This window comes from Paenalcaligenes sp., from assembly GCF_030152715.1.
In the GTDB taxonomy this organism is placed as follows: Bacteria; Pseudomonadota; Gammaproteobacteria; order Burkholderiales; family Burkholderiaceae_B; genus Paenalcaligenes; species Paenalcaligenes hermetiae.
Window position 1 is genome coordinate 1 of record NZ_JASLIX010000120.1, and the last position, 19,736, is coordinate 19,736.

General features: G+C 48.0%; 16 protein-coding genes. 12 read left to right on the forward strand and 4 right to left on the reverse strand.

Translation table 11 applies throughout. From position 1 onward, the window contains the following. A partial coding sequence (locus Q1V74_RS09875; protein WP_300648545.1) for a DUF3971 domain-containing protein occupies positions 1–2,770 on the forward strand: 2,770 nt, incomplete at its 5' end. Here the strand turns inward: Q1V74_RS09875 and gdhA are convergent. The 3 genes from gdhA to trxA all read right to left on the reverse strand — a co-directional run bounded on the left by gdhA (position 2,767) and on the right by trxA (position 5,901). After that, positions 2,767–4,107: an NADP-specific glutamate dehydrogenase gene (gdhA, locus tag Q1V74_RS09880; protein WP_300648547.1), complete on the reverse strand. Its 1,341-nt coding sequence runs from the start codon at positions 4,105–4,107 to the stop codon at positions 2,767–2,769. The genes Q1V74_RS09875 and gdhA overlap by 4 nt on opposite strands. Before the next feature lie 147 nt (positions 4,108–4,254). Beyond that, a complete protein-coding gene (gene rho, locus Q1V74_RS09885; RefSeq protein ID WP_260650421.1) occupies positions 4,255–5,511 on the reverse strand; it encodes a transcription termination factor Rho in 1,257 nt (418 codons plus the stop codon). Positions 5,512–5,574: 63 nt separating this feature from the next. Continuing rightward, entirely contained in the window at positions 5,575–5,901 is a 327-nt protein-coding gene (trxA, locus tag Q1V74_RS09890; RefSeq protein ID WP_260650422.1) for a thioredoxin TrxA, read from the reverse strand. A gap of 239 nt (positions 5,902–6,140) precedes the next feature. Between trxA and parE the strand changes: the two genes are divergently transcribed. From parE to trmD, 11 genes are all read left to right on the forward strand, one after another. Next, a complete protein-coding gene (gene parE / locus Q1V74_RS09895) occupies positions 6,141–8,102 on the forward strand; it encodes a DNA topoisomerase IV subunit B (RefSeq protein ID WP_300648549.1) in 1,962 nt (653 codons plus the stop codon). 47 nt (positions 8,103–8,149) lie between these two features. Beyond that, positions 8,150–10,501 carry a DNA topoisomerase IV subunit A gene (gene parC, locus Q1V74_RS09900; protein ID WP_300648551.1) on the forward strand — a complete coding sequence of 784 codons (2,352 nt, stop codon included), beginning with the start codon at positions 8,150–8,152 and terminating at the stop codon, positions 10,499–10,501. Next, entirely contained in the window at positions 10,498–11,535 is a 1,038-nt protein-coding gene (locus Q1V74_RS09905) for a CDP-6-deoxy-delta-3,4-glucoseen reductase (RefSeq protein WP_300648553.1), read from the forward strand. Before parC ends, Q1V74_RS09905 begins: the two co-directional genes overlap by 4 nt. Before the next feature lie 50 nt (positions 11,536–11,585). Further along, the gene (locus Q1V74_RS09910; protein ID WP_300648555.1) at positions 11,586–12,839 is read left to right on the forward strand and encodes a D-amino acid dehydrogenase; all 1,254 of its coding nucleotides are present in this window, start codon (positions 11,586–11,588) and stop codon (positions 12,837–12,839) included. A gap of 7 nt (positions 12,840–12,846) precedes the next feature. After that, entirely contained in the window at positions 12,847–14,142 is a 1,296-nt protein-coding gene (locus tag Q1V74_RS09915) for an extracellular solute-binding protein (RefSeq protein WP_300648557.1), read from the forward strand. 103 nt (positions 14,143–14,245) lie between these two features. Beyond that, positions 14,246–14,704: a TrbG/VirB9 family P-type conjugative transfer protein gene (locus tag Q1V74_RS09920; RefSeq protein WP_300648559.1), complete on the forward strand. Its 459-nt coding sequence runs from the start codon at positions 14,246–14,248 to the stop codon at positions 14,702–14,704. 132 nt (positions 14,705–14,836) lie between these two features. After that, a complete protein-coding gene (gene alaS, locus Q1V74_RS09925; RefSeq protein ID WP_300648561.1) occupies positions 14,837–17,455 on the forward strand; it encodes an alanine--tRNA ligase in 2,619 nt (872 codons plus the stop codon). Between the two features lie 8 nt (positions 17,456–17,463). Continuing rightward, on the forward strand, positions 17,464–17,703 hold the full coding sequence (locus Q1V74_RS09930; RefSeq protein WP_300648563.1) for a sulfurtransferase TusA family protein: 240 nt from the start codon (positions 17,464–17,466) through the stop codon (positions 17,701–17,703). 139 nt (positions 17,704–17,842) lie between these two features. After that, positions 17,843–18,100 carry a 30S ribosomal protein S16 gene (rpsP, locus tag Q1V74_RS09935; protein WP_260650431.1) on the forward strand — a complete coding sequence of 86 codons (258 nt, stop codon included), beginning with the start codon at positions 17,843–17,845 and terminating at the stop codon, positions 18,098–18,100. A 22-nt stretch (positions 18,101–18,122) separates the two neighbouring features. Continuing rightward, positions 18,123–18,743 (forward strand): ribosome maturation factor RimM, encoded by a 621-nt coding sequence (gene rimM / locus Q1V74_RS09940; protein WP_300648565.1) that lies wholly within the window; start codon positions 18,123–18,125, stop codon positions 18,741–18,743. A gap of 5 nt (positions 18,744–18,748) precedes the next feature. Continuing rightward, positions 18,749–19,504: a tRNA (guanosine(37)-N1)-methyltransferase TrmD gene (gene trmD, locus Q1V74_RS09945; RefSeq protein ID WP_300648567.1), complete on the forward strand. Its 756-nt coding sequence runs from the start codon at positions 18,749–18,751 to the stop codon at positions 19,502–19,504. A gap of 84 nt (positions 19,505–19,588) precedes the next feature. Here trmD and Q1V74_RS09950 read toward each other — a convergent pair whose 3' ends face one another. After that, a complete protein-coding gene (locus Q1V74_RS09950) occupies positions 19,589–19,732 on the reverse strand; it encodes a hypothetical protein (RefSeq protein ID WP_300648569.1) in 144 nt (47 codons plus the stop codon). Between the last annotated feature and the right edge of the window lie 4 nt (positions 19,733–19,736).

Below are 19,736 nucleotides of genomic sequence, written 5' to 3' on the forward strand. Positions count from 1 at the left end.
GTTATGGCTAGAGCTTGAGCACAGTCAAATTCATCATGTAACGCTAGATACGCGTATTTATAACGGTGTGTGGGAAAGCCGTGATCATGGACAGTTGTTTGCACGCTCATTGCGTGTGTTTGCTTCCGCGCCTTGGACTACCTTTCAAGCGGTTGCACAAGAGCAACCCTTGGAGAGGCGCTTACTTACTCAGCAAGCGTTGCACCTTGAGATTGATGGCGCAGGTTTACGTTGGGAGAGAGCACCGTACTTGACCGAGGCGTTGCACGGAGAGCGTTTACGCTTAGTAGCAAAACGCTTAGCGACCACTCCAAGCTCTACTGTTTATATTGATGAGTTTCAGTTAAGTAATGAAGACGTAACCTTGAGTGGGGCGGGACAGTGGACACCGTTGACTCAAGATTGGCGAGCTGGACAATGGGATATAACCGGACGAATCCAAGACTTACAGCTAGCGGCTTTATATCGCTATTTTCCCACATCAGAGATAGCAGAGTCAGTGGTTGATTGGCTAAAGCAGGGCTTGATAACTGGGCAGGTTTCTGAAGGAGCAATACGGTTAAAAGGGAATCTTTATGATTTTCCCTATCAAGATCCAGCGACAGGTGTATTTTTTGTAGGTGGAGCCTTTCAGGGGGCTGATATCGACTATTACCCGACAACGGCTTTAGAAAAAGGCTGGCCTAAAGTAGAAAATGCAGCAGGTTTTGTGGCAGTGCGTGGGGCGAGCTTATGGGTTAGTCAAGCTACCGCGCAGTTAAGCCCGGTGCCCACTGAGCCGGTACAAGCCTATGGTATTCAGGTGCATATTGATAATTTTTATGCTCCACAGCTACAGGTACATGCTCAAACCCAGGGGCCAGCGCAGTCTTATTTGGGATTAATGACCACTACAGACTTGGGGGAGTGGCTAGGACATAGTTTTGATCAGAGTCAGGCCACAGGACAGTGGCAAGTGCCTTTGGCGCTACGAGTCAATTTAGATAATACGGAAGATGTGGCCGTTGATGGTGCTATTCATTTTCAAAATAACACTCTACATATTTTCCCTCAGCTGCCTCCGATAGAGCAGCTTAGTGGAACATTGGTATTTAGTGAGTCTGGTGCACAAGCACAAAAAATTAAAGGGAAGTGGTTTGATGGTCCTTTGCTGTTACAGCAGCAAATTGGTGCCGCTAATCAGTTTTTACTATTACATGGTCGGGCGCAGGCGAGAGCGCTTAATCAAGCTTTTCATTCGATTTTACCGGCTGACGCATTGCAGGGAGAGTTGGCATATCAAGTAGAGTTTGGGCTGGATAAGCATAAGCGCTTCCAACTCAAAGCACAGAGTCATTTACAAGGTTTAGCGGTGCACTTACCTGCTCCTTTGGCTAAGACAAAAGCGCAATCACGTGCTTTACGCGTAGAGTGGAAGCCTATACAAGCACAACAGGATCAATTGCAGATCCACTTAGGCGATGACGTGGTGGCCGTGTTTGAGTCTTCGACATCAACACCACAAGGTTTTGTACGAGGAGCCGTGGGCTGGAATCAAGGCCAACCTGCATTGCCAACGACTGGACTGGTGTTGGACTTAGCTAGCGCAGAATTGGATATAGAGCCTTGGTTAAATTGGTTAGGACCGCTATGGCAACAAGCAGGTACGTCATCATTTCAATGGCCGACCTTGGAGCGCTTACGTCTGAAAGCAGATAAGGTCACCGGTTTTGCTCAACAATGGCAGCACTTGACCTTTACGCTGCAGGCACAGCCTAAAAGTCAGTGGCGTGCTGATATGAGTGCTAGTCAGGTGGCGGGAACAGTCTGGTGGACGCCTGCGCGTACATCAACGGGTTCTGCATTGGTTCAGGCGGATTTGCAGCGGCTGTATTGGCAGCCAGCCCCTACCACTCAAGAGGAAACGCCTACGAAGGAATTTGACTTACGGTTACCGGACATGCAGTTGCACGTGTCGGATTTACGCTGGGGCCAAAGACAGCTCGGAAAGCTGAAGGCACAAGGAAGAGCTAGTGCTCAAGACGCCACGCGGTGGCAGATTACTGACCTAAGCTTAACCACTCCCCATGGTACCGTACAAGCTACAGGGGACTGGATATTAGCAGGTGCACAGCGAGGTTTGTATGTAGACGCTTATTTAGAGAGTCAAGATGTGGGCCTTTGGTTACGGCAACTTGCCTGGCCGGATAGTTTAACTCATGGTGAACTTCAGGCGCAGGCCACTTTACAATGGCGACACTTGCCATGGCGACATTCGACCAAGGACCTTCAGGCAGAATTTAAGGTGCTTCTGAAAAGAGGGCGTATTAGTGCTATTCATTCACGTGCAGCGAAGCTATTGGAGTTTTTATCTTTACAGTCTTTATCACGTTTAGCACGACTTGACTTGGATGTGCGTGGGGCGCTGCGGGAAGGGTTTCCCTTCGATGAAATTCAAGGAGGTGCTGTTTTAAAAAATCAGCGGCTTAATACGAAAGATTTACGTATTGTGAGTCCAGTTGGATTGATTATGCTCGAAGGGGAAACGGATTTTCAGGCGGAGATGGTGGATGCGCAGGCGATAGTAGTGCCGAATGTAGATATGAGTGGAGCAGCGATTGCTGCAGGTATTGCGCTCAACCCGGTAGTTGGGTTGAGCGCCTTTTTAACTCAGTGGGTGCTGAAAACCCCTTTAGCCAAAGCCATGACCACGCATTATCATATTTTTGGTCCATGGGAATCAATAAAAACCGAAGAGTTAAAAATTAAAGAACCTGAAACGGATTTTTAATAAATGCCTTGGGCTAGCATAGCATTTGCCACTTTAACAAAGCCGGCAATGTTTGCTCCTTCGACGTAGTTGATTTTTTGATCATGGCACCCGTATTGAGCACAGCTAGCATGAATGCGCTTCATGATAAGTAAAAGCTGACTATCCACGTCCTCTGCAGCCCATTGTAAGCGTTGTGCGCCTTGACACATTTCAAGTCCTGATACGGCTACACCTCCTGCATTGCTTGCTTTACCAGGCGCGTAAAGAATATTAGCTTGTTGAAAAGCCGCAATGGCTTGAAGCGTGGTGGGCATATTAGCGCCCTCGGCAACACAGATCACACCATTTTGGATAAGCTGTTTGGCATCATTAATATCAAGTTCGTTTTGTGTCGCGCAAGGTAAGGCTACATCGACAGGAATATGCCACGGTCTTTCACCAGCTAGAAAGGTGCTATGCGTCATATGAGCATAGTCTTGTAAGGACAGCCGCTTTTGATTTTTGCATTCCATGAGTATGGCTAGCTTTTCAGGAGTAATCCCCGTTTCGTCGTACACAGTGCCACTGGAATCCGACATGGTTAAAACGGTTGCTCCTAAGTCTAGACATTTTTTAGCTGCGTATTGCGCGACATTGCCTGCGCCAGAAATCGCGACACGTAAACCATCTAAGGTTTTTTGCTGGGTGGCAAGCATCTCTAGGACAAAATACACTAAACCATATCCGGTGGCTTCAGGGCGAATAAAGCTGCCCCCAAAGTCAAAGCCCTTGCCTGTAAAAACACACTCGGCAGAACGAGTGAGCTTTTTCATCATGCCAGCCATAAAACCGACTTCGCGCGCACCCACGCCAATATCACCGGCGGGTACATCCATGTCAGCCCCAATATGGGGATAAAGTTCGGTGACTAGCGCTTGGCAAAAACGCATGATTTCCAGGTCGGATTTGCCTTTAGGGTCAAAATCCGATCCCCCCTTAGCCCCCCCCATGGGTAAAGTCGTGAGTGCGTTTTTAAAGGTTTGCTCAAAGGCAAGGAATTTAAGGATCGATAGATTGACAGAGGGGTGAAAACGCATGCCGCCTTTGTAGGGGCCAATGGCATTATTATGCTGGACTCGAAAAGCGCGATTGATATGGGTTTTGCCTTGGTCGTCTACCCAGGTGACCCGAAACTGATAAATACGATCCGGCTCTGTTAAACGTTCAAGTAGCCCATAATCGGCATACTCAGGGTGTTTTTCTATAAAAGGCCACAGGCTGTGATAAACCTCGTGTACCGCTTGTAGAAATTCGGGTTGATGAGGGTCGCGTTGCTGCAAGTGTTGGAGAAATTGCGTTAAAGAGGCGGATTTCATAAGCGTATCCTATAGCAAGACACTGAGTAGCGTGATCAAAAAACCATAAGCTCAGCAAAACAAAAAAAGAAAATGAATCAACCAAAGACAATGCCATTTGCACTTTGGGCCAAAAAAAAGCCTCTGGGTAGAGGCTTTTATTATGAACTATTTTTTCATCATTTCGAAAAATTCTGCGTTAGTTTTTGTTGCGCGGACCTTATCCAAGATAAAGTCCATGGCTTCAACTTCGTCCATATCATGGATGAATTTACGCAATACCCAAATTTTTTGCAGTAGTTCGGGCTTGATTAGCAGTTCTTCGCGACGTGTACTGGTTTTATTTAAGTTAATGGCGGGGTAAATCCGTTTTTCGGCAAGGCGACGCTCTAAGTGGATCTCGGAGTTACCGGTGCCTTTAAACTCCTCGTAGATGACCTCGTCCATACGGCTACCGGTTTCAATTAGGGCCGTACCAATAATGGTAAGGGAGCCGCCTTCCTCGAGGTTACGAGCAGCACCAAAGAAACGCTTCGGGCGTTGAAGGGCATTCGCATCCACCCCCCCCGTTAATACTTTTCCAGAGGCAGGAACCACGGTGTTATAAGCTCGGGCAAGACGAGTAATTGAATCGAGTAAAATTACAACGTCTTTTTTGAGCTCAACTAAGCGCTTGGCTTTTTCGATGACCATTTCTGCTACTTGCACATGGCGGGTAGCGGGCTCATCAAACGTAGAGGCAACCACTTCGCCACGCACAGTGCGTTGCATTTCCGTGACCTCTTCGGGGCGCTCATCCACTAAGAGTACTATCAGTGTAGAGTCAGGGTAGTTGGTCGTGATAGCGTGAGCAATATGCTGCATCATCACGGTTTTCCCCGATTTTGGGCTAGCGACAATTAATGCGCGCTGTCCTTTGCCGATAGGAGCGAAGATATCCAAAATGCGCCCAGTGATGTTTTCTTCGCTTTTGATATCGCGCTCTAAGCGCATGGGCTGATTAGGATGCAGCGGCGTGAGGTTTTCAAACATAATGCGATGTTTGATGGCCTCGGGTTGCATGCCGTTGACTTTATCGACTTTAACAAGAGCAAAATAACGCTCACCGTCTTTAGGAGTGCGGACTTCGCCTTCGATGGAGTCTCCAGTATGAAGATTAAAACGACGGATTTGCGAAGGAGAAATATAGATGTCGTCTGTGCTTGCTAGATAAGAAGTTTCTGGAGAGCGAAGAAATCCAAAACCATCAGGAAGGACTTCGAGAACGCCATCACCAAAAATTTGTTCGCCTTGTTTAGCGCGTTTTTTCATGATTGCAAACATGAGTTCTTGTTTGCGCATGCGATTCGCATTATCGATATCTAGGCTGGCAGCCATTTCGAGCAGCTGCGAGACGTGCAGAGCTTTGAGTTCGTTGAGATGCATGAGAAGAAAAGAAGGGAATCAGCCAACGGCGGCGAGCCAAGAGAAGGCTCGCGCAGAAATTGTTTATAAGGAGTTATCGAGAAATTCTTGTAGCTGTGTTTTAGATAGCGCCCCGACCTTGGTTTCAGTGGGTTGCCCATTTTTGAACAGCATTAATGTAGGGATACCGCGAATACCAAATTTTGCCGCTGTTTCGGGGTTTTCGTCTACATTTAGTTTAGCTATTGTAACACGACCTGCGTACTGTTCGGCAATTTCGTCCAAAATGGGGGCGATAGCCTTACATGGACCACACCAAGCAGCCCAGTAATCAACGAGAACAGGAAGGTCGGATTGCAAAACGTCTTCAGAAAAAGACGTATCTGATACATTTTTAATAAATTGGCTCATGACAGTATTCTACAAATAAAAAATAAACTGGGATCAATACACTATACGAGATGGCGAGGAAAACACACAATCAAAGGGATTTTTCACCATGCTAATGTTGTGCATTTTCTACAGCATGCCATGAAAAAAAAGAGGCATAGTGTAATCAAAAGATCGCCTCATCCACTACGATACCATTTGGGGATTAGGCGTAGAGTTCGTAAAATAGGTTCTTTTACCGATTGATAGAGAATTAGAGAGTGTCTAAATCCAATTACGATGAATCATCAATTCGGGTGTTGAAAGGTTTAGAGCCTGTGCGTCAACGCCCAGGTATGTATACCCGCACAGATAACCCTTTGCACATTATACAAGAGGTTATTGATAATGCAGCAGACGAAGCGCTTGCAGGTTACGCCAAACATATCACTGTAATCCTCCATACAGACCAAAGTATATCCGTGTTGGATGATGGTCGTGGGATTCCGGTCGGCATTCACCCTGAAGAAAACGCACCAGTGGTCGAACTGGTTTTTACTCGTTTACATGCGGGGGGTAAGTTCGATAAAAAAGATGGGGGCGCATATGCGTTTTCAGGGGGGCTGCATGGGGTAGGGGTATCCGTGACCAATGCGCTATCGACCCGTTTGGACGTTCAGGTCTGGCGTCAAGGGGAGATTCATCAGATCACGTTTGCGGGTGGAGAGGTCATAGAACCCTTACATATAGCGGGTTCTGCGCCAAAACGCAAAACGGGAACCCAAGTACGGATCTGGCCTGATGCTCAGTATTTTGATGCCGCGACTATTCCGTTGGCTGAGCTAAAACACGTATTACGCAGCAAAGCGGTGTTGTTAAGTGGCACTACCGTCACCTTGGTGAATGAGAAAACCAAAGAAAAAATAGAGTGGTGTTATGAGGATGGCCTATCAGGTTATCTACAAGAAGCCCTACAGGGTCAAGAGCTGTTGATTCCTTTATTCAAAGGGGCACAGTTTGCCACGGAAGAAGATGAAAATTATGCCCTAGGAGAGGGCGCAGAATGGATCGTAGCGTGGACACTTGAAGGCCCTGTAGTCCGAGAGTCTTTTGTAAACTTGATTTCAACCCCCGCTGGGGGAACGCATGAAGCAGGCTTACGTGATGGTTTATTCCAGGCAGTAAAAAACTTTGCTGAGCTCCACGCGCTTTTGCCCAAAGGTCTAAAGCTCCAAGCGGATGATGTGTTTGCACGTGCTAGTTTTGTGTTATCGGCCAAGATTCTTGACCCGCAATTCCAAGGCCAGATCAAAGAGCGCTTAAATAGCCGGGATGCAGTGCGTATGATTAGCACTTTCGTGCGTAATGCTTTAGAACTGCGTTTGAACGCCGAAGTAGAAGAGGGTAAAAAGCTCGCAGAGCTGGTGATTCGGCATGCCCAGGCTCGGGTACGCTCTACGCAACGTATTGAAAAGCGCAAAAGCTCGGGGGTAGCGGTGCTGCCTGGCAAGCTAACCGATTGCGAATCCCATGACGTGGATCGTACCGAGTTGTTTTTGGTCGAAGGGGATTCAGCAGGGGGTTCTGCAAAAATGGGGCGAGATAAATCCTTTCAAGCGATTTTGCCTTTACGAGGTAAAGTGTTGAATTCTTGGGAGGTTGATCGCGATCGTTTATTTGCGAACCAAGAGATTCATGATATATCTGTCGCTATCGGGGTGGATCCACATACCCTGACAGATACGCCAGATTTATCCGGTTTGCGCTACGGCAAAATTTGTATTTTGTCCGATGCGGACGTGGACGGCTCCCATATTCAAGTGTTATTGCTGACGTTGTTCTTCAAACATTTTCCAGCCTTGATTCAAGGGGGGCATGTTTTTGTTGCTCGTCCTCCATTATTTCGTTTGGATGTACCTGCGGTAGGTAAGCGTCCTGCACGTAAAATTTATTGCTTAGACCAAGCTGAGCTCGATAGTGCGTTAGATAAGTTACGCAAAGAAAAAGTACGAGAAGACAGTTGGAGTATTAGTCGTTTTAAAGGCTTAGGCGAAATGAGCGCTGAGCAGCTTTGGGATACGACTATGAATCCCGATACACGTCGGTTACTACCTGTCACTTATGGACCTATCGGGCTAGAAGGCACGGCAAAAATGTTTGATATGTTGATGGGGCGCGGTGAGGCTGCTCAACGCCGTAGCTGGCTAGAGAGTAAAGGTAATCTAGCAGAACTCGATATTTAAAATACAGTGGCTAGCAAGAGGCTAGTTAACTAGGCAACAGGATAGTTATGATGCAATCCGATTTGTTTGCGGCTGACGCAAACGACCGCTCCGTGGCTGGCACGGAGGGTCAAATTGATGAAATCACTTTAGCGCAATATGCGGAGCAAGCGTATTTAGATTATGCCGTATCGGTAGTAAAAGGGCGGGCACTTCCGGATGTTTCGGATGGACAAAAGCCGGTGCAACGTCGCATTTTATATGCGATGCATGCCATGGGTTTGGCTGCTGGGGCTAAGCCTGTTAAGTCGGCTCGTGTAGTAGGGGATGTTTTAGGTAAATATCACCCCCACGGTGACCAAGCCGCTTATGATGCCATGGTGCGGATGGCACAGGATTTTGTTCTGCGTTATCCCTTAATTGATGGTCAGGGTAACTTTGGTTCCCGCGATGGGGATAATGCCGCTGCTATGCGTTATACCGAAGCGCGCCTTACGCCTTTTGCTAACTTACTGCTTGATGAGCTCGGTGAAGGGACGGTTGATTTTATCCCTAACTATGACGGCTCACAAAAAGAGCCTACGTTATTGCCGGCGCGTTTACCATTGGTGTTGTTAAACGGTGCTTCAGGGATTGCTGTTGGCATGGCAACCGAGATCCCGCCCCATCATTTAGGAGAGGTCGCCCAAGCCTGTATTGGCTTATTAGAGCAACCTAAAATGGCGGATGAAGCCTTCTATGCTTATATCCCAGGACCAGATTTTCCTGGTGGGGGGCAAATTATTACCGCTCCCGAAGACATCACACAGATTTATCAGCAAGGCCGAGGTTCAATTAAAGTAAGGGCGCGTTGGCATTTCGAGGAACTAGCGCGTGGGCAATGGCAGCTCGTGGTCGATGAGTTACCTCCGGGTACCTCTGCGCAAAAAATCCTTGAGGAAATAGAAGAAAAAACCAACCCTCGTGTCCGTGCGGGGCGTAAAGCGCTGACGGCAGAGCAACAACAAACTCGTACGTTACTGCTCGGGTTATTGGATACTGTACGTGATGAGTCTGGTAAAGAAGACCCCGTGCGATTGGTATTTGAGCCCAAGTCCAGTCGCTTAGATCGAGACGAGTTCGTGAATACCTTGTTGGCTCAAACTAGCATGGAGGGCAATGTCAGCATTAACTTGGTTAGCATTGGTATTGACGGGCGCCCAGCGCAGCGTAATTTGCGGCAGATGCTCACCGAGTGGTTGGAGTTTCGTGCTGAAACCGTACGTCGACGCACTCAGTATCGCTTAGATAAAGTCACCGATCGCATTCATATTCTTGAGGGAAGAATGCGTGTTTATCTTGATGTGGACGCCGTGATTCAAACCATCCGCGATTCTGATGAGCCCAAGCCTGCGTTAATGCAAACCTTTGCCTTGAGTGAGCGTCAGGCCGAGGATATTTTAGAAATGCGTTTGCGACAGTTAGCTCGTCTAGAGGGTTTTAAAATCGAACAAGAGCTAGCAAAGCAGCGCAAAGAGCAGGCGGCACTGGAAAAGCTGCTGCAAAGTAAGACCGCTTTTAAACGATTGTTGATCAAAGAAATCAAAGCCGATGCCGAGCAATTTCATGATGAACGCCGTACTCTCATTAAAGAGGCGGAGCGAGCTGTGCTAGAGACGCGCGTGGTTGATGAGCCGATTACAGTCATTATGTCACAACAAGGCTGGTTACGACGCCGGCAGGGCCATGGCCATGATGCACAGCAGTTTAATTTTAAAAGCGGGGATGCGTATTATGCTGCTCGGGAATGTCGTAGCACGGATGACCTGATTGCTATAGGCAGTGATGGGCGCACTTATACCGTAGCGACGGCCGATTTACCATCGGCGCGAGGAGACGGCCAGCCCATTACCGCTTTAGCCGAGGTTAACAGTGCCGCACCTGTGGTGCATATGGTCGTGGGTGATGCGAAGCAAAAATTGGTTTTAGGGTCAAAAACAGGGTATGGGTTTTTAACGCATTTAGGCGATATGGCGACGCGACAGCGAGCCGGTAAGCAGTTTATTACCGTGCATGATGAAGACAGTTTGTTGCCCCCCTTGTATGTGGATCCAACGCATAGCTTGTTAGCTATACTTACCCAACAACAGCGCCTTTTGGTGATTGCGCTCTCTGAGTTAAAGCAACTTAAAGGTGGGGGGCGGGGCACCAAGCTGATCGACCTAGATGCGGACGATACGGTTGTGCAATGGGCGACGGGTTCTGCCGAGGGTTTTGTGCTTTCAGGAATATATCGTCGAAAAGCCACAAACTGGGAGATCACGGCTAAAACCCTAGAGACTTATTTAGGGAAACGGGCCCGCAAGGGTAAATTGTTGGAACGCAAAATGACAGATGCTGTTTTATCTGCAAAGATCCTCACTCATACGGAAGAAAAATGACGTTTAAGGTAATTGTTGAACCATCTGGTTTAGCTTTTGATGTAAAACCAGGACAGAATGTATTAGACGCTGCACTTGAAGCGGATATTGTTTTACCTTATAGCTGCCGAGGTGGCGGTTGTTCGACCTGCAAAGGTAAAGTCTTAGAGGGCGATTACGAAGCCGGTGAAGCGCCTTTGCATATTTTAGAGCAGGATGAACTGGAACAGGGGTATACCTTGATGTGTCAAGCCGTGCCCAAAACGGATTTACGTATTGAGTCACCGCAAGCTCGTCTTGCTACAGATATCCAAATCCGAAAAATGCCTGTCCGAGTCATGAAGCGAGAGCAAATCAATGATGATGTCATGCGTTTGCTTTTGCAGCTGCCTCCAGGGCAACCGTTTATGTATTATGCTGGACAGTACCTCGATGTTCTCCTCAAAGATGGACGTCGTCGTAGCTATTCGATGGCTAACCCGCCTCGCGAAGATAATACAATTGAATTACATTTACGGCACATGCCTGGCGGTTTATTTACGGACCATGTGTTTGGTGTTACGGAACCCGCTATGAAAGAGCGTGCTATCTTACGTGTCGAGGCGCCCTTTGGGTCTTTTTTCTTACGCGAGGAAAGCCAAAGACCAATGGTGCTATTAGCCAGTGGAACAGGTTTTGCACCGATCAAAGCCCTGGTTGAAGATATGCAACAAAAAAACATTCAGCGTCCGGTGCGCTTATATTGGGGTGGGCGACGTCCCAAAGACATTTATATGATGGAGCTCGCTCAACAATGGGCACAAGAGCTTAAGGATTTTGCTTTTACTCCTGTGGTTTCCGATGCTTTAGCTGAAGATAACTGGACTGGACGCACAGGTTTTGTACACCATGCTGTGATGGAGGATTTGCCTGACTTGTCTGGTTGGGAGGTCTATGCGTGCGGAGCGCCCATTATGGTAGAAAGTGCTCAAAAAGATTTTGTGGAAAAATGTGGTTTAGACGAGGCATTGTTTTATGCCGATGCTTTTACCTCTGAGGCCGATTTAGTCTCTTAGTCATAAATAAAACACGCGGTTTAGCCGCGTGTTCTTTTAGCGGGGCGCAAATGAAAATAGCAGTACTAGGTAGTGGTGTCATTGGTACTACAACCGCATGGTGGTTAGCGCAAGATGGTCACGAGGTGGTTGTCATTGACAGGCAAGCAGGTGCCGCGCAAGAGGCCACTCGCGCTTGCGGTGGTTTGCTGTCGGCCTCTTATGCCGAGCCTTGGGCTAACCCTCATGCACCATGGGACTTGTTGCGAAATCTATTTAAAGATGATGCACCCATGGTGTTTAGGCCTGCTTTGGATACTAAGCAGTGGCTTTGGAGCCTTGCATTTTTAAGAGAATGTCAGCCAAAGCGCTTCGAGGCGAATATTCGGGCTATGGTCAGGCTAGCTGAGTACAGTCGTTCGACTTTGGCGCAGATGCGTCAGCAGCTGCCTCTTAAATATGACTATTACGATAGTGGGATCCTTAGCTTTTATCGTGACGAGCAAAGCTTCGATCATTCTCAGGATATGGTAGATCGACTACGAGATCTAGGGGTGGAACGTCGTGTATTGAGTGCCGAAGAAGTGATAGCTTTGGAACCAACCTTAGCTTCGGTGCAGCATCAAATTGTGGGTGGCGATTATTCCAGCGATGATGAGTCGGGGGATGCCTACGGTTTTACGACACAGTTAGCACAACAAGCAGCACAAGAGGGAGTGCAATTCTTGTATAACCATACTGTGGTACGGTTGCTCTATCGCCAAGGGGCTGTTACCGCCGTCGAGGTCATTGATCATTTAGGTAATTATCAACAGATACAGGCGGATGCTTTTGTAGTGGCTTTAGGTGCTTATAGCCCATTGTTGCTGGAGCCATTGGGTATACGTTGTTTGGTTTATCCGGCAAAAGGTTACTCAGCAACGTTTACCATCCTAGATGCAGAGCAAGCACCTCAAGCCAATCTTACTGATAGGGCACAGCGCTTGGTGTACTCGCGGGTAGGGAACCAGTTGCGGGTAGCTGGCTTAGCCGAGCTAAGTGGCTATAGTCGTAAACTTAGTACAAAGCGTTGCAATATGATGGTTAAACAAACAAAAGAACTGTTCCCAAATGGTCTCGATTTTGATAATGTGCAGTTTTGGTCTGGATTACGTCCGGCCACGCCTTCTAATACGCCTTTAATCGGACGTACCCATATCAAAAACCTGTATGTGAACACCGGCCATGGCACCTTAGGGTGGACCATGGGCGCGGGTTCAGCACGAGCTTTGGCTGATTTGATCGCAAATCGTCAACCCGAGCCAGAATTTCCATTTTTGCATTGAAGAGCATATGAATACGCATACATTATTTACACCTGCGCGCTTAGGTAGCGTTTTGTTCACCGCCGTGGCGGGTATGATGTCGTCGGCGGCATGGTCGGCGACGGATATTCAGGTTTGGCATAGCCTTAATGATCATAATAAGCAGGTTTTTGAACAGCTCGTTAAAGACTTTAATAAACAACAAAAAGACGTTCAAGTTAAAGTCCGGGCTTTTTCCACAGAAGAGGACCTAGACGCCGCTTTACGTTTAAGCTCGGACAAAGAGCGGCCTAATCTTGTTCAGCTCCCTGAAATTACCGGGTTAGATGATGTGGCTACCCGTTCTTATATTTGGCCCTTACATCAAGCGTTGGCTAAACACCCCATCAAAGGGGTAAAGTGGTTTTTACCAGCGGACAATAACTTTTTACATGACAGCAAAGGGCGCTTACTCGCCTTGCCTTTTATGGCAGAGATTCCTGTGATGTATTACAACATTGACGCGTTTAAAAAAGCGGGCTTAAGCCCTGAGCAGCCCTCACGTTCGTGGCAGGAGCTACAAGAGCAACTGGTTTCATTAGCGAATAATGGTTCACGTCGTTGTCCTCTTACTTCTGATCAGCCCGTGTCGATTAACCTAGAAAACTTAGCGGCGGTCAATAAGCAGTTTTATACAGGGGCGGATAGTCGTAAAGTTGGTTTTAACTTTGATACCATGTATATTCGCCACTTATCGACCATGATTAGTTGGGTACGTAGTGAGATCATGGTACACCCATCGATGGGGCCGCAGTCACCCAAACGTTTTGCGAGCGGTGAGTGTGCTGTGTTTTTATCCAATTCGGGCAATTTGGGTGATTTTGCTGCGCAGCGTAAGCTTGATTTTGCGGTAAGCGGTTTGCCTTACTATCCCCAAGTAACACCAACCCCAGGTAGTCCTTTTGTGACAGGCTCCGGCTTATGGCTAACCAAGGGGCATAGTGCAGAACAAGACAAAGGCACCACAAGCTTTTTGTCATGGCTAGCGCAGACGGATAATGCTGCCAAGTGGTATCAAAATACGGGGTTCCTACCCTTAACGCACGAGGCATTTAATGCTACTGCGGACAGCTATTATAAAAAACTAGGGGACTGGCGTAATTTGGTGGCGGTTTATGGCCAAAAACCAGCAAATACCACGCGTGGTTTTAAAGTTCATAATTATCACCAGATTCGCGCCGTGTTTAATGACACCTTACAGAGTGCCTTAGAGGGGAAACAGCCTGCTGTGACCGCGTTAAAAGCAGCTGCTACCCAAGCTAACCAGCTTTTAAGGCAAAAGTAGGCTTAAAAAATCTTAGCATAATTACAATCTAGGCAAGTGGTTTAGTTGCCTTCAAGATAGCACTCAAGATATTCCTGAGTGCTATTTTTTTGGAGGTTATCCCATGAGTCTAAAAAAATGGGTGGTGTGCTTTGGGGCATTAGTATTGAGTGGTTGTGAACATACTCATCATGGTTGGGAGAACCGGTTGAGTTTGATGAAACCGCATTGGGATATGGGGGCGGAGCACTTCGATTTTATGTGGCGTCTGTCAGGTGATCGCGAGGTTGCGCCGTTACAGGTATTCAGTTCAGATAAACAGATATGGTTGCAGTTCGCTGTGGGGCAGTATGTCCCGGCTATTTTTGCAATAGAAGATAAGCAATATATTCCATTGAGTTACTCTAGGAAAGACCCTTATGTTATTGTGCAAGGACAGTGGCAACAGCTTGTTTTTAGAGGGGGAGCGCTAGAAGCAAAAGCTCTGCATGAGCCGTTTATACTTAGTGATGCTCTGCAGTCTGAGCAGGTCACCGTTGTAGACAACATGACGCCAGAGCATGTTTTAGAGGATCCGTTATGATGCATGGCGTCACTTGAGTAATGGTTTGCACTTCAGGCCGTTGTAAACGCACGGCAGCTTTAGGCTCTGTTAGGTATTTATAAAAACTATTACTATAATGGATTGTTACCTAATTTTCTCGTGCTGCTTTCAATGAAAACATCCGAAATTCGTCAAAAGTTCTTATCTTTTTTCCAAGAGCGAGGCCATGAAATCGTGCCTTCCTCCTCTTTGATTCCTGCGAATGACCCGACTTTGTTATTTACAAATGCGGGTATGGTGCAGTTCAAAGATGTGTTTACAGGAAAAGAAACACGCCCTTATGTGCGTGCTACGTCCTCGCAGCGCTGTGTACGTGCGGGTGGTAAACATAACGATTTAGAAAACGTGGGTTATACCGCGCGCCATCATACCTTTTTTGAAATGCTAGGCAATTTTAGCTTTGGCGATTACTTCAAAGAGGAAGCCATTAAATACGCGTGGGAGCTATTGACACAGGTTTACCAGCTTCCAGCAGAAAAACTGTGGGTTACTGTCTATCACGAAGACGACGAGGCTTACAACATATGGCATGAACAGGTCGGGGTACCAGCAGAGCGCATTATTCGTATTGGGGATAAGGGCGGTCGTTACGTTTCTGATAATTTCTGGCAGATGGCAGATACGGGACCATGTGGGCCCAGTTCTGAAATCTTCTATGACCATGGGCCAGAGGTCTGGGGTGGGCCTCCTGGGTCTCCCGAAGAGGATGGCGACCGTTACATTGAGATCTGGAACTTAGTATTTATGCAGTTCGATCGTGATGCTCAGGGTAACCTGCATCCTTTGCCTAAGCCTTGTGTAGACACTGGCATGGGGCTAGAGCGTATTGCTGCGGTCCTGCAACATGTACACTCCAACTACGAGATTGATCTATTTCAAAACCTGATTCAAGCAGCAGCACGAGAAACCGGAGCTACTGACTTACAAGATAACTCCCTTAAGGTTATTGCGGATCACATTCGTGCCTGTGCTTTTCTGATTGTAGATGGTGTGATTCCTAGCAATGAAGGGCGTGGCTATGTGTTACGTCGTATCGTACGCCGAGCCTTACGTCATGGTCATAAGCTAGGACAAAATCAACCCTTTTTCTATCGATTGGTAGCAGACCTAGTGCAGCTTATGGGGCAGGCTTATCCAGACTTGGTGCAACAGCAAAGCCGTATTGAGCAAGTGCTTAAGCAAGAGGAAGAGCGTTTTAGTGAAACGCTTGAGCATGGCATGAAAATTCTCGAGGCGGCGCTTGCTGAGCTACCTGCTGGGCAGGATTTAGACGGGCAAACTCTGTTTACTCTATACGATACCTATGGTTTTCCGGTTGATTTAACCGCTGATATTTGTCGTGAGCGTGCGGTCGGTGTGGACTTAGCCGGTTTTGAGTCCGCCATGCAGCGGCAACGCGAAATGGCCCGTGCTTCTGGTAAATTTAAAGCTGCTGCAGATCTGCGTTATGATGGGGTGGAAACCCGTTTCGAAGGGTATGAGCACCTTAACCTAACTGCGACGGTGACGGCGTTATACGTAGATGGTACCGCAGTCGACAGTATTCAGGCAGGGCAAGAGGCTATTGTTGTCTTAGACGCAACCCCTTTCTATGCAGAGGCCGGTGGCCAGGTGGGTGATAAAGGTACGCTTGCGACAGAGAGTGCGGTATTTTTGGTCGAAGACACACAGAAAATTCAGCCTCAGGTTTTTGGGCACCATGGCGTGTTGCAGTCGGGCTCATTAGCTTTAGGGCAAACGCTACAGGCCAGTGTTGATGCCACACATCGTCAGAATACCATCCGTAACCACTCTGCGACACACTTAATGCACAAGGCTTTGCGCGAAGTGCTGGGCGGGCATGTGCAGCAACGGGGTTCACTTGTAGATGCGGATAAGACACGGTTTGACTTTGCCCATGACGCGGCGGTAACCCCAGAGCAAATTGCTCAGGTAGAAGCCATTGTCAATGCTGAGGTTTTGGCTAACCAAGCCGTGGTGGCGCAATTAATGTCTTATGATGAGGCCGTCAGCGGTGGGGCGGTAGCGCTATTTGGTGAAAAATACGGCGATGAGGTTCGTGTCTTGGATATTGGCTTTTCACGTGAACTGTGCGGGGGGACCCATGTACAGCGCACGGGGGATATAGGCTTATTTAAAATCATCTCCGAGGGCGGCGTGGCGGCCGGTGTACGTCGTATCGAGGCCATCACGGGTGAAAATGCACTGACTTGGGTCCAACAAACGGAACATACTTTGCACCAAGCAGCCGCCGCTTTACGTACCCAGCCCGAAAAATTAGCCGATCGCATTGCACTACTCCAAAGCCAGTTGCGCGAGCTAGAGCGTGAGCGCGATCAGCTCAAAGATAAGCTTGCAGCTTCGGCAGGACAGGATTTGGCGGGGCAAGCTATGGCATTGCCGAATGGTGTAAAATTATTAGCTACCGTTTTGGCTGGTGCGGACCCCAAATCTTTACGTACCACTGTGGATCAGCTTAAAGACAAGCTGAAATCGGCGGTAGTGGTGCTGGCGACAACAAAAGACGGTAAAATCAGTTTGGTCGCCGGGGTAACCCCTGATCTCCACACTCAGATCAAAGCGGGTGACTTGGTAGGTATGGTCGCCAGTCAAGTTGGTGGCAAGGGGGGCGGCCGTCCTGATATGGCCATGGGGGGCGGCACCGATGAGGCCGCTTTGGACTCAGCCTTGCAATCTGTTCAAGCGTGGGTAGAGTCCAAACTCAACTAGGGGTAACAATGACTGAGCCTATCGCTTTTGATTCCGAAGTCGACGCAAGTGGGCTAACTTGCCCTTTGCCGATATTACGTACAAAAAAAGCCCTCGCTCAATTGCAAAGTGGTCAAGTGGTAAAAGTTATTACCACTGACCCACATGCAAAAGGAGATTTTCAGGCTTTTACCGATCAGACGGGGAATACGTTACTTGCTCAGCATGAGCAGGGCGATACCCTTATCCACTACGTACGTCGTCGCTGACTCGGTTTTATTCGCTGATTCTAAAATTTGTTGCGTATTTGTTGCGTAAAACGTGTAAAATACGCATGCAGTTTCCGCTAAGCCCAGCTTAGTGGTAGAATCTTTGGTTTTACACTTTTTTAACAGGAAGGGATTATCAATGGTGGTAATTCGCCTAGCCCGTGGTGGCTCTAAGAAACGTCCGTTTTACACTGTAGTCGCCGCCAACTCTAGCGATCGTCGCGATGGTCGCTTCATTGAGCGTTTAGGTTTCTACAATCCCGTAGGTGGCGAAGGCCAAGAAAACCTACGTCTTCAACTAGACCGTGTCCAATACTGGGTAGATAACGGCGCACAGGTTTCACCTGCTGTGGCTCGTCTAGTTAAAGAGTACACTAAAGCTCAAGCTGCTGCTTAATTACAGGAATTAAAACTTCGCTATGCCTTTTAATCAGGTTGACTCAACAGTACCTACGGATTTGGTTGAAGTAGGGCGTGTGATATCTGCTTATGGGGTAAAAGGCTGGATAAAGGTGCATCCTTATTCTGCCGATGCGGAGGTTTTGCTTTCTGCTAAAAGATGGTGGCTCCAAAAGCCCGTACCTCCCAACAAGGCGGGCCATTTGGATACTGCTTCGGCGCAGCTATATACGGTGGTTAGATCCCGTCCTCATAGTGCTACTGTTATTGCACAGTTTCAGGGGTTTGATGACCGTGATCAAGCCGAAAAACTCAAAGCGCATACGGTTTGGGTTTCGCGAGCTGACTTTCCGTCAGTAGATGAAGACGAACATTACTGGGTCGATTTGATTGGCTGCCTGTTGTATGGCGACCGCAATGGCCAGTCCGTGTTGGTAGGTAAAGTCGAGCATGTTTTCGATAACGGAGCTCACGCCGTTCTCGAAGTGCATACCGGCACCCTAAACGATCAGGCCCAGTTTATCGCGCAGCTTGATGCAAAGAAACGACCTATTGTCGAGCTCATTCCTTTTGTGGACGCTTATGTCCATCACGTTGATATCAAAACGAAGCAAATTCATACCACATGGCCGTTGGATTAGCCAGCATGCGTTTTGATGTCGTCACACTTTTTCCAGAGATGTTTACGCCATTAACTGATAATGGTGTCAATGCCCGTGCCCGTCACCAGGGTATTTGGGATTTGCATTTTTGGAATCCTCGCACTTATACCCATGATGTGCACCGTACAGTAGACGATCGCCCGTATGGGGGTGGCCCTGGTATGGTAATGTTGGCAGAGCCGTTAGAGGCAGCTGTGGACGAGGCGTTGGCAGCGCGGCAGCAGCAGGGGATGACAGACAGCCCCGTTATTCTAATGAGCCCAACCGGCGAGCGCTTTGATCAAGCGCTAGCTCAGCAGTGGGCTAGTACAGATGGTGCGGTGATTGTTTGTGGTCGATACGAAGGCATTGATCAGCGGTTCATTGATGCACGCGTTACGCATGAGATTTCCATCGGTGACTTTGTGTTGTCTGGTGGGGAGATTGCGGCCTTAGCGGTTATGGATGCTGTTATTCGCTTATTGCCTGGTGTTTTGAATGATCAGCAATCAGCAGTTTGTGACTCTTTTCATGTGGGCTTAGATGGATTGTTAGATAGCCCCCATTATACGCGCCCAGAGATCTATAAAGGGCAGTCTATTCCTGCTGTACTAAAGTCTGGCAATCACCAACTTATTGCTCAATGGCGTCGTGAGCAGTCGTTACGTATCACCGCACAACGGCGCCCTGACTTAATTGAACAAGCACGTGCCAAAGGGCTGTTGGATAAAAAAGATGAGCAATATTTGCTCAGTTTATAGCAAATGGATAGAGCGCTTTGCATGGATACGTAGTTGGCAAGCAAAAAAGCCCCGTTGGGGCTTTTTTGCTTGGTACAAAGGACGCTATTTAAGTCTAGCTAATTGCTCTTGAACTTTGGATAGCGTTTGCGTGAAGCTGGCTAAGCGCTCTCGTTCTTGCTCTACGACGGCGGCGGGAGCACGCTCAACAAAGTTTGGGTTGCTTAGTTTGCCGTTGGCTTTGGCTATCTCA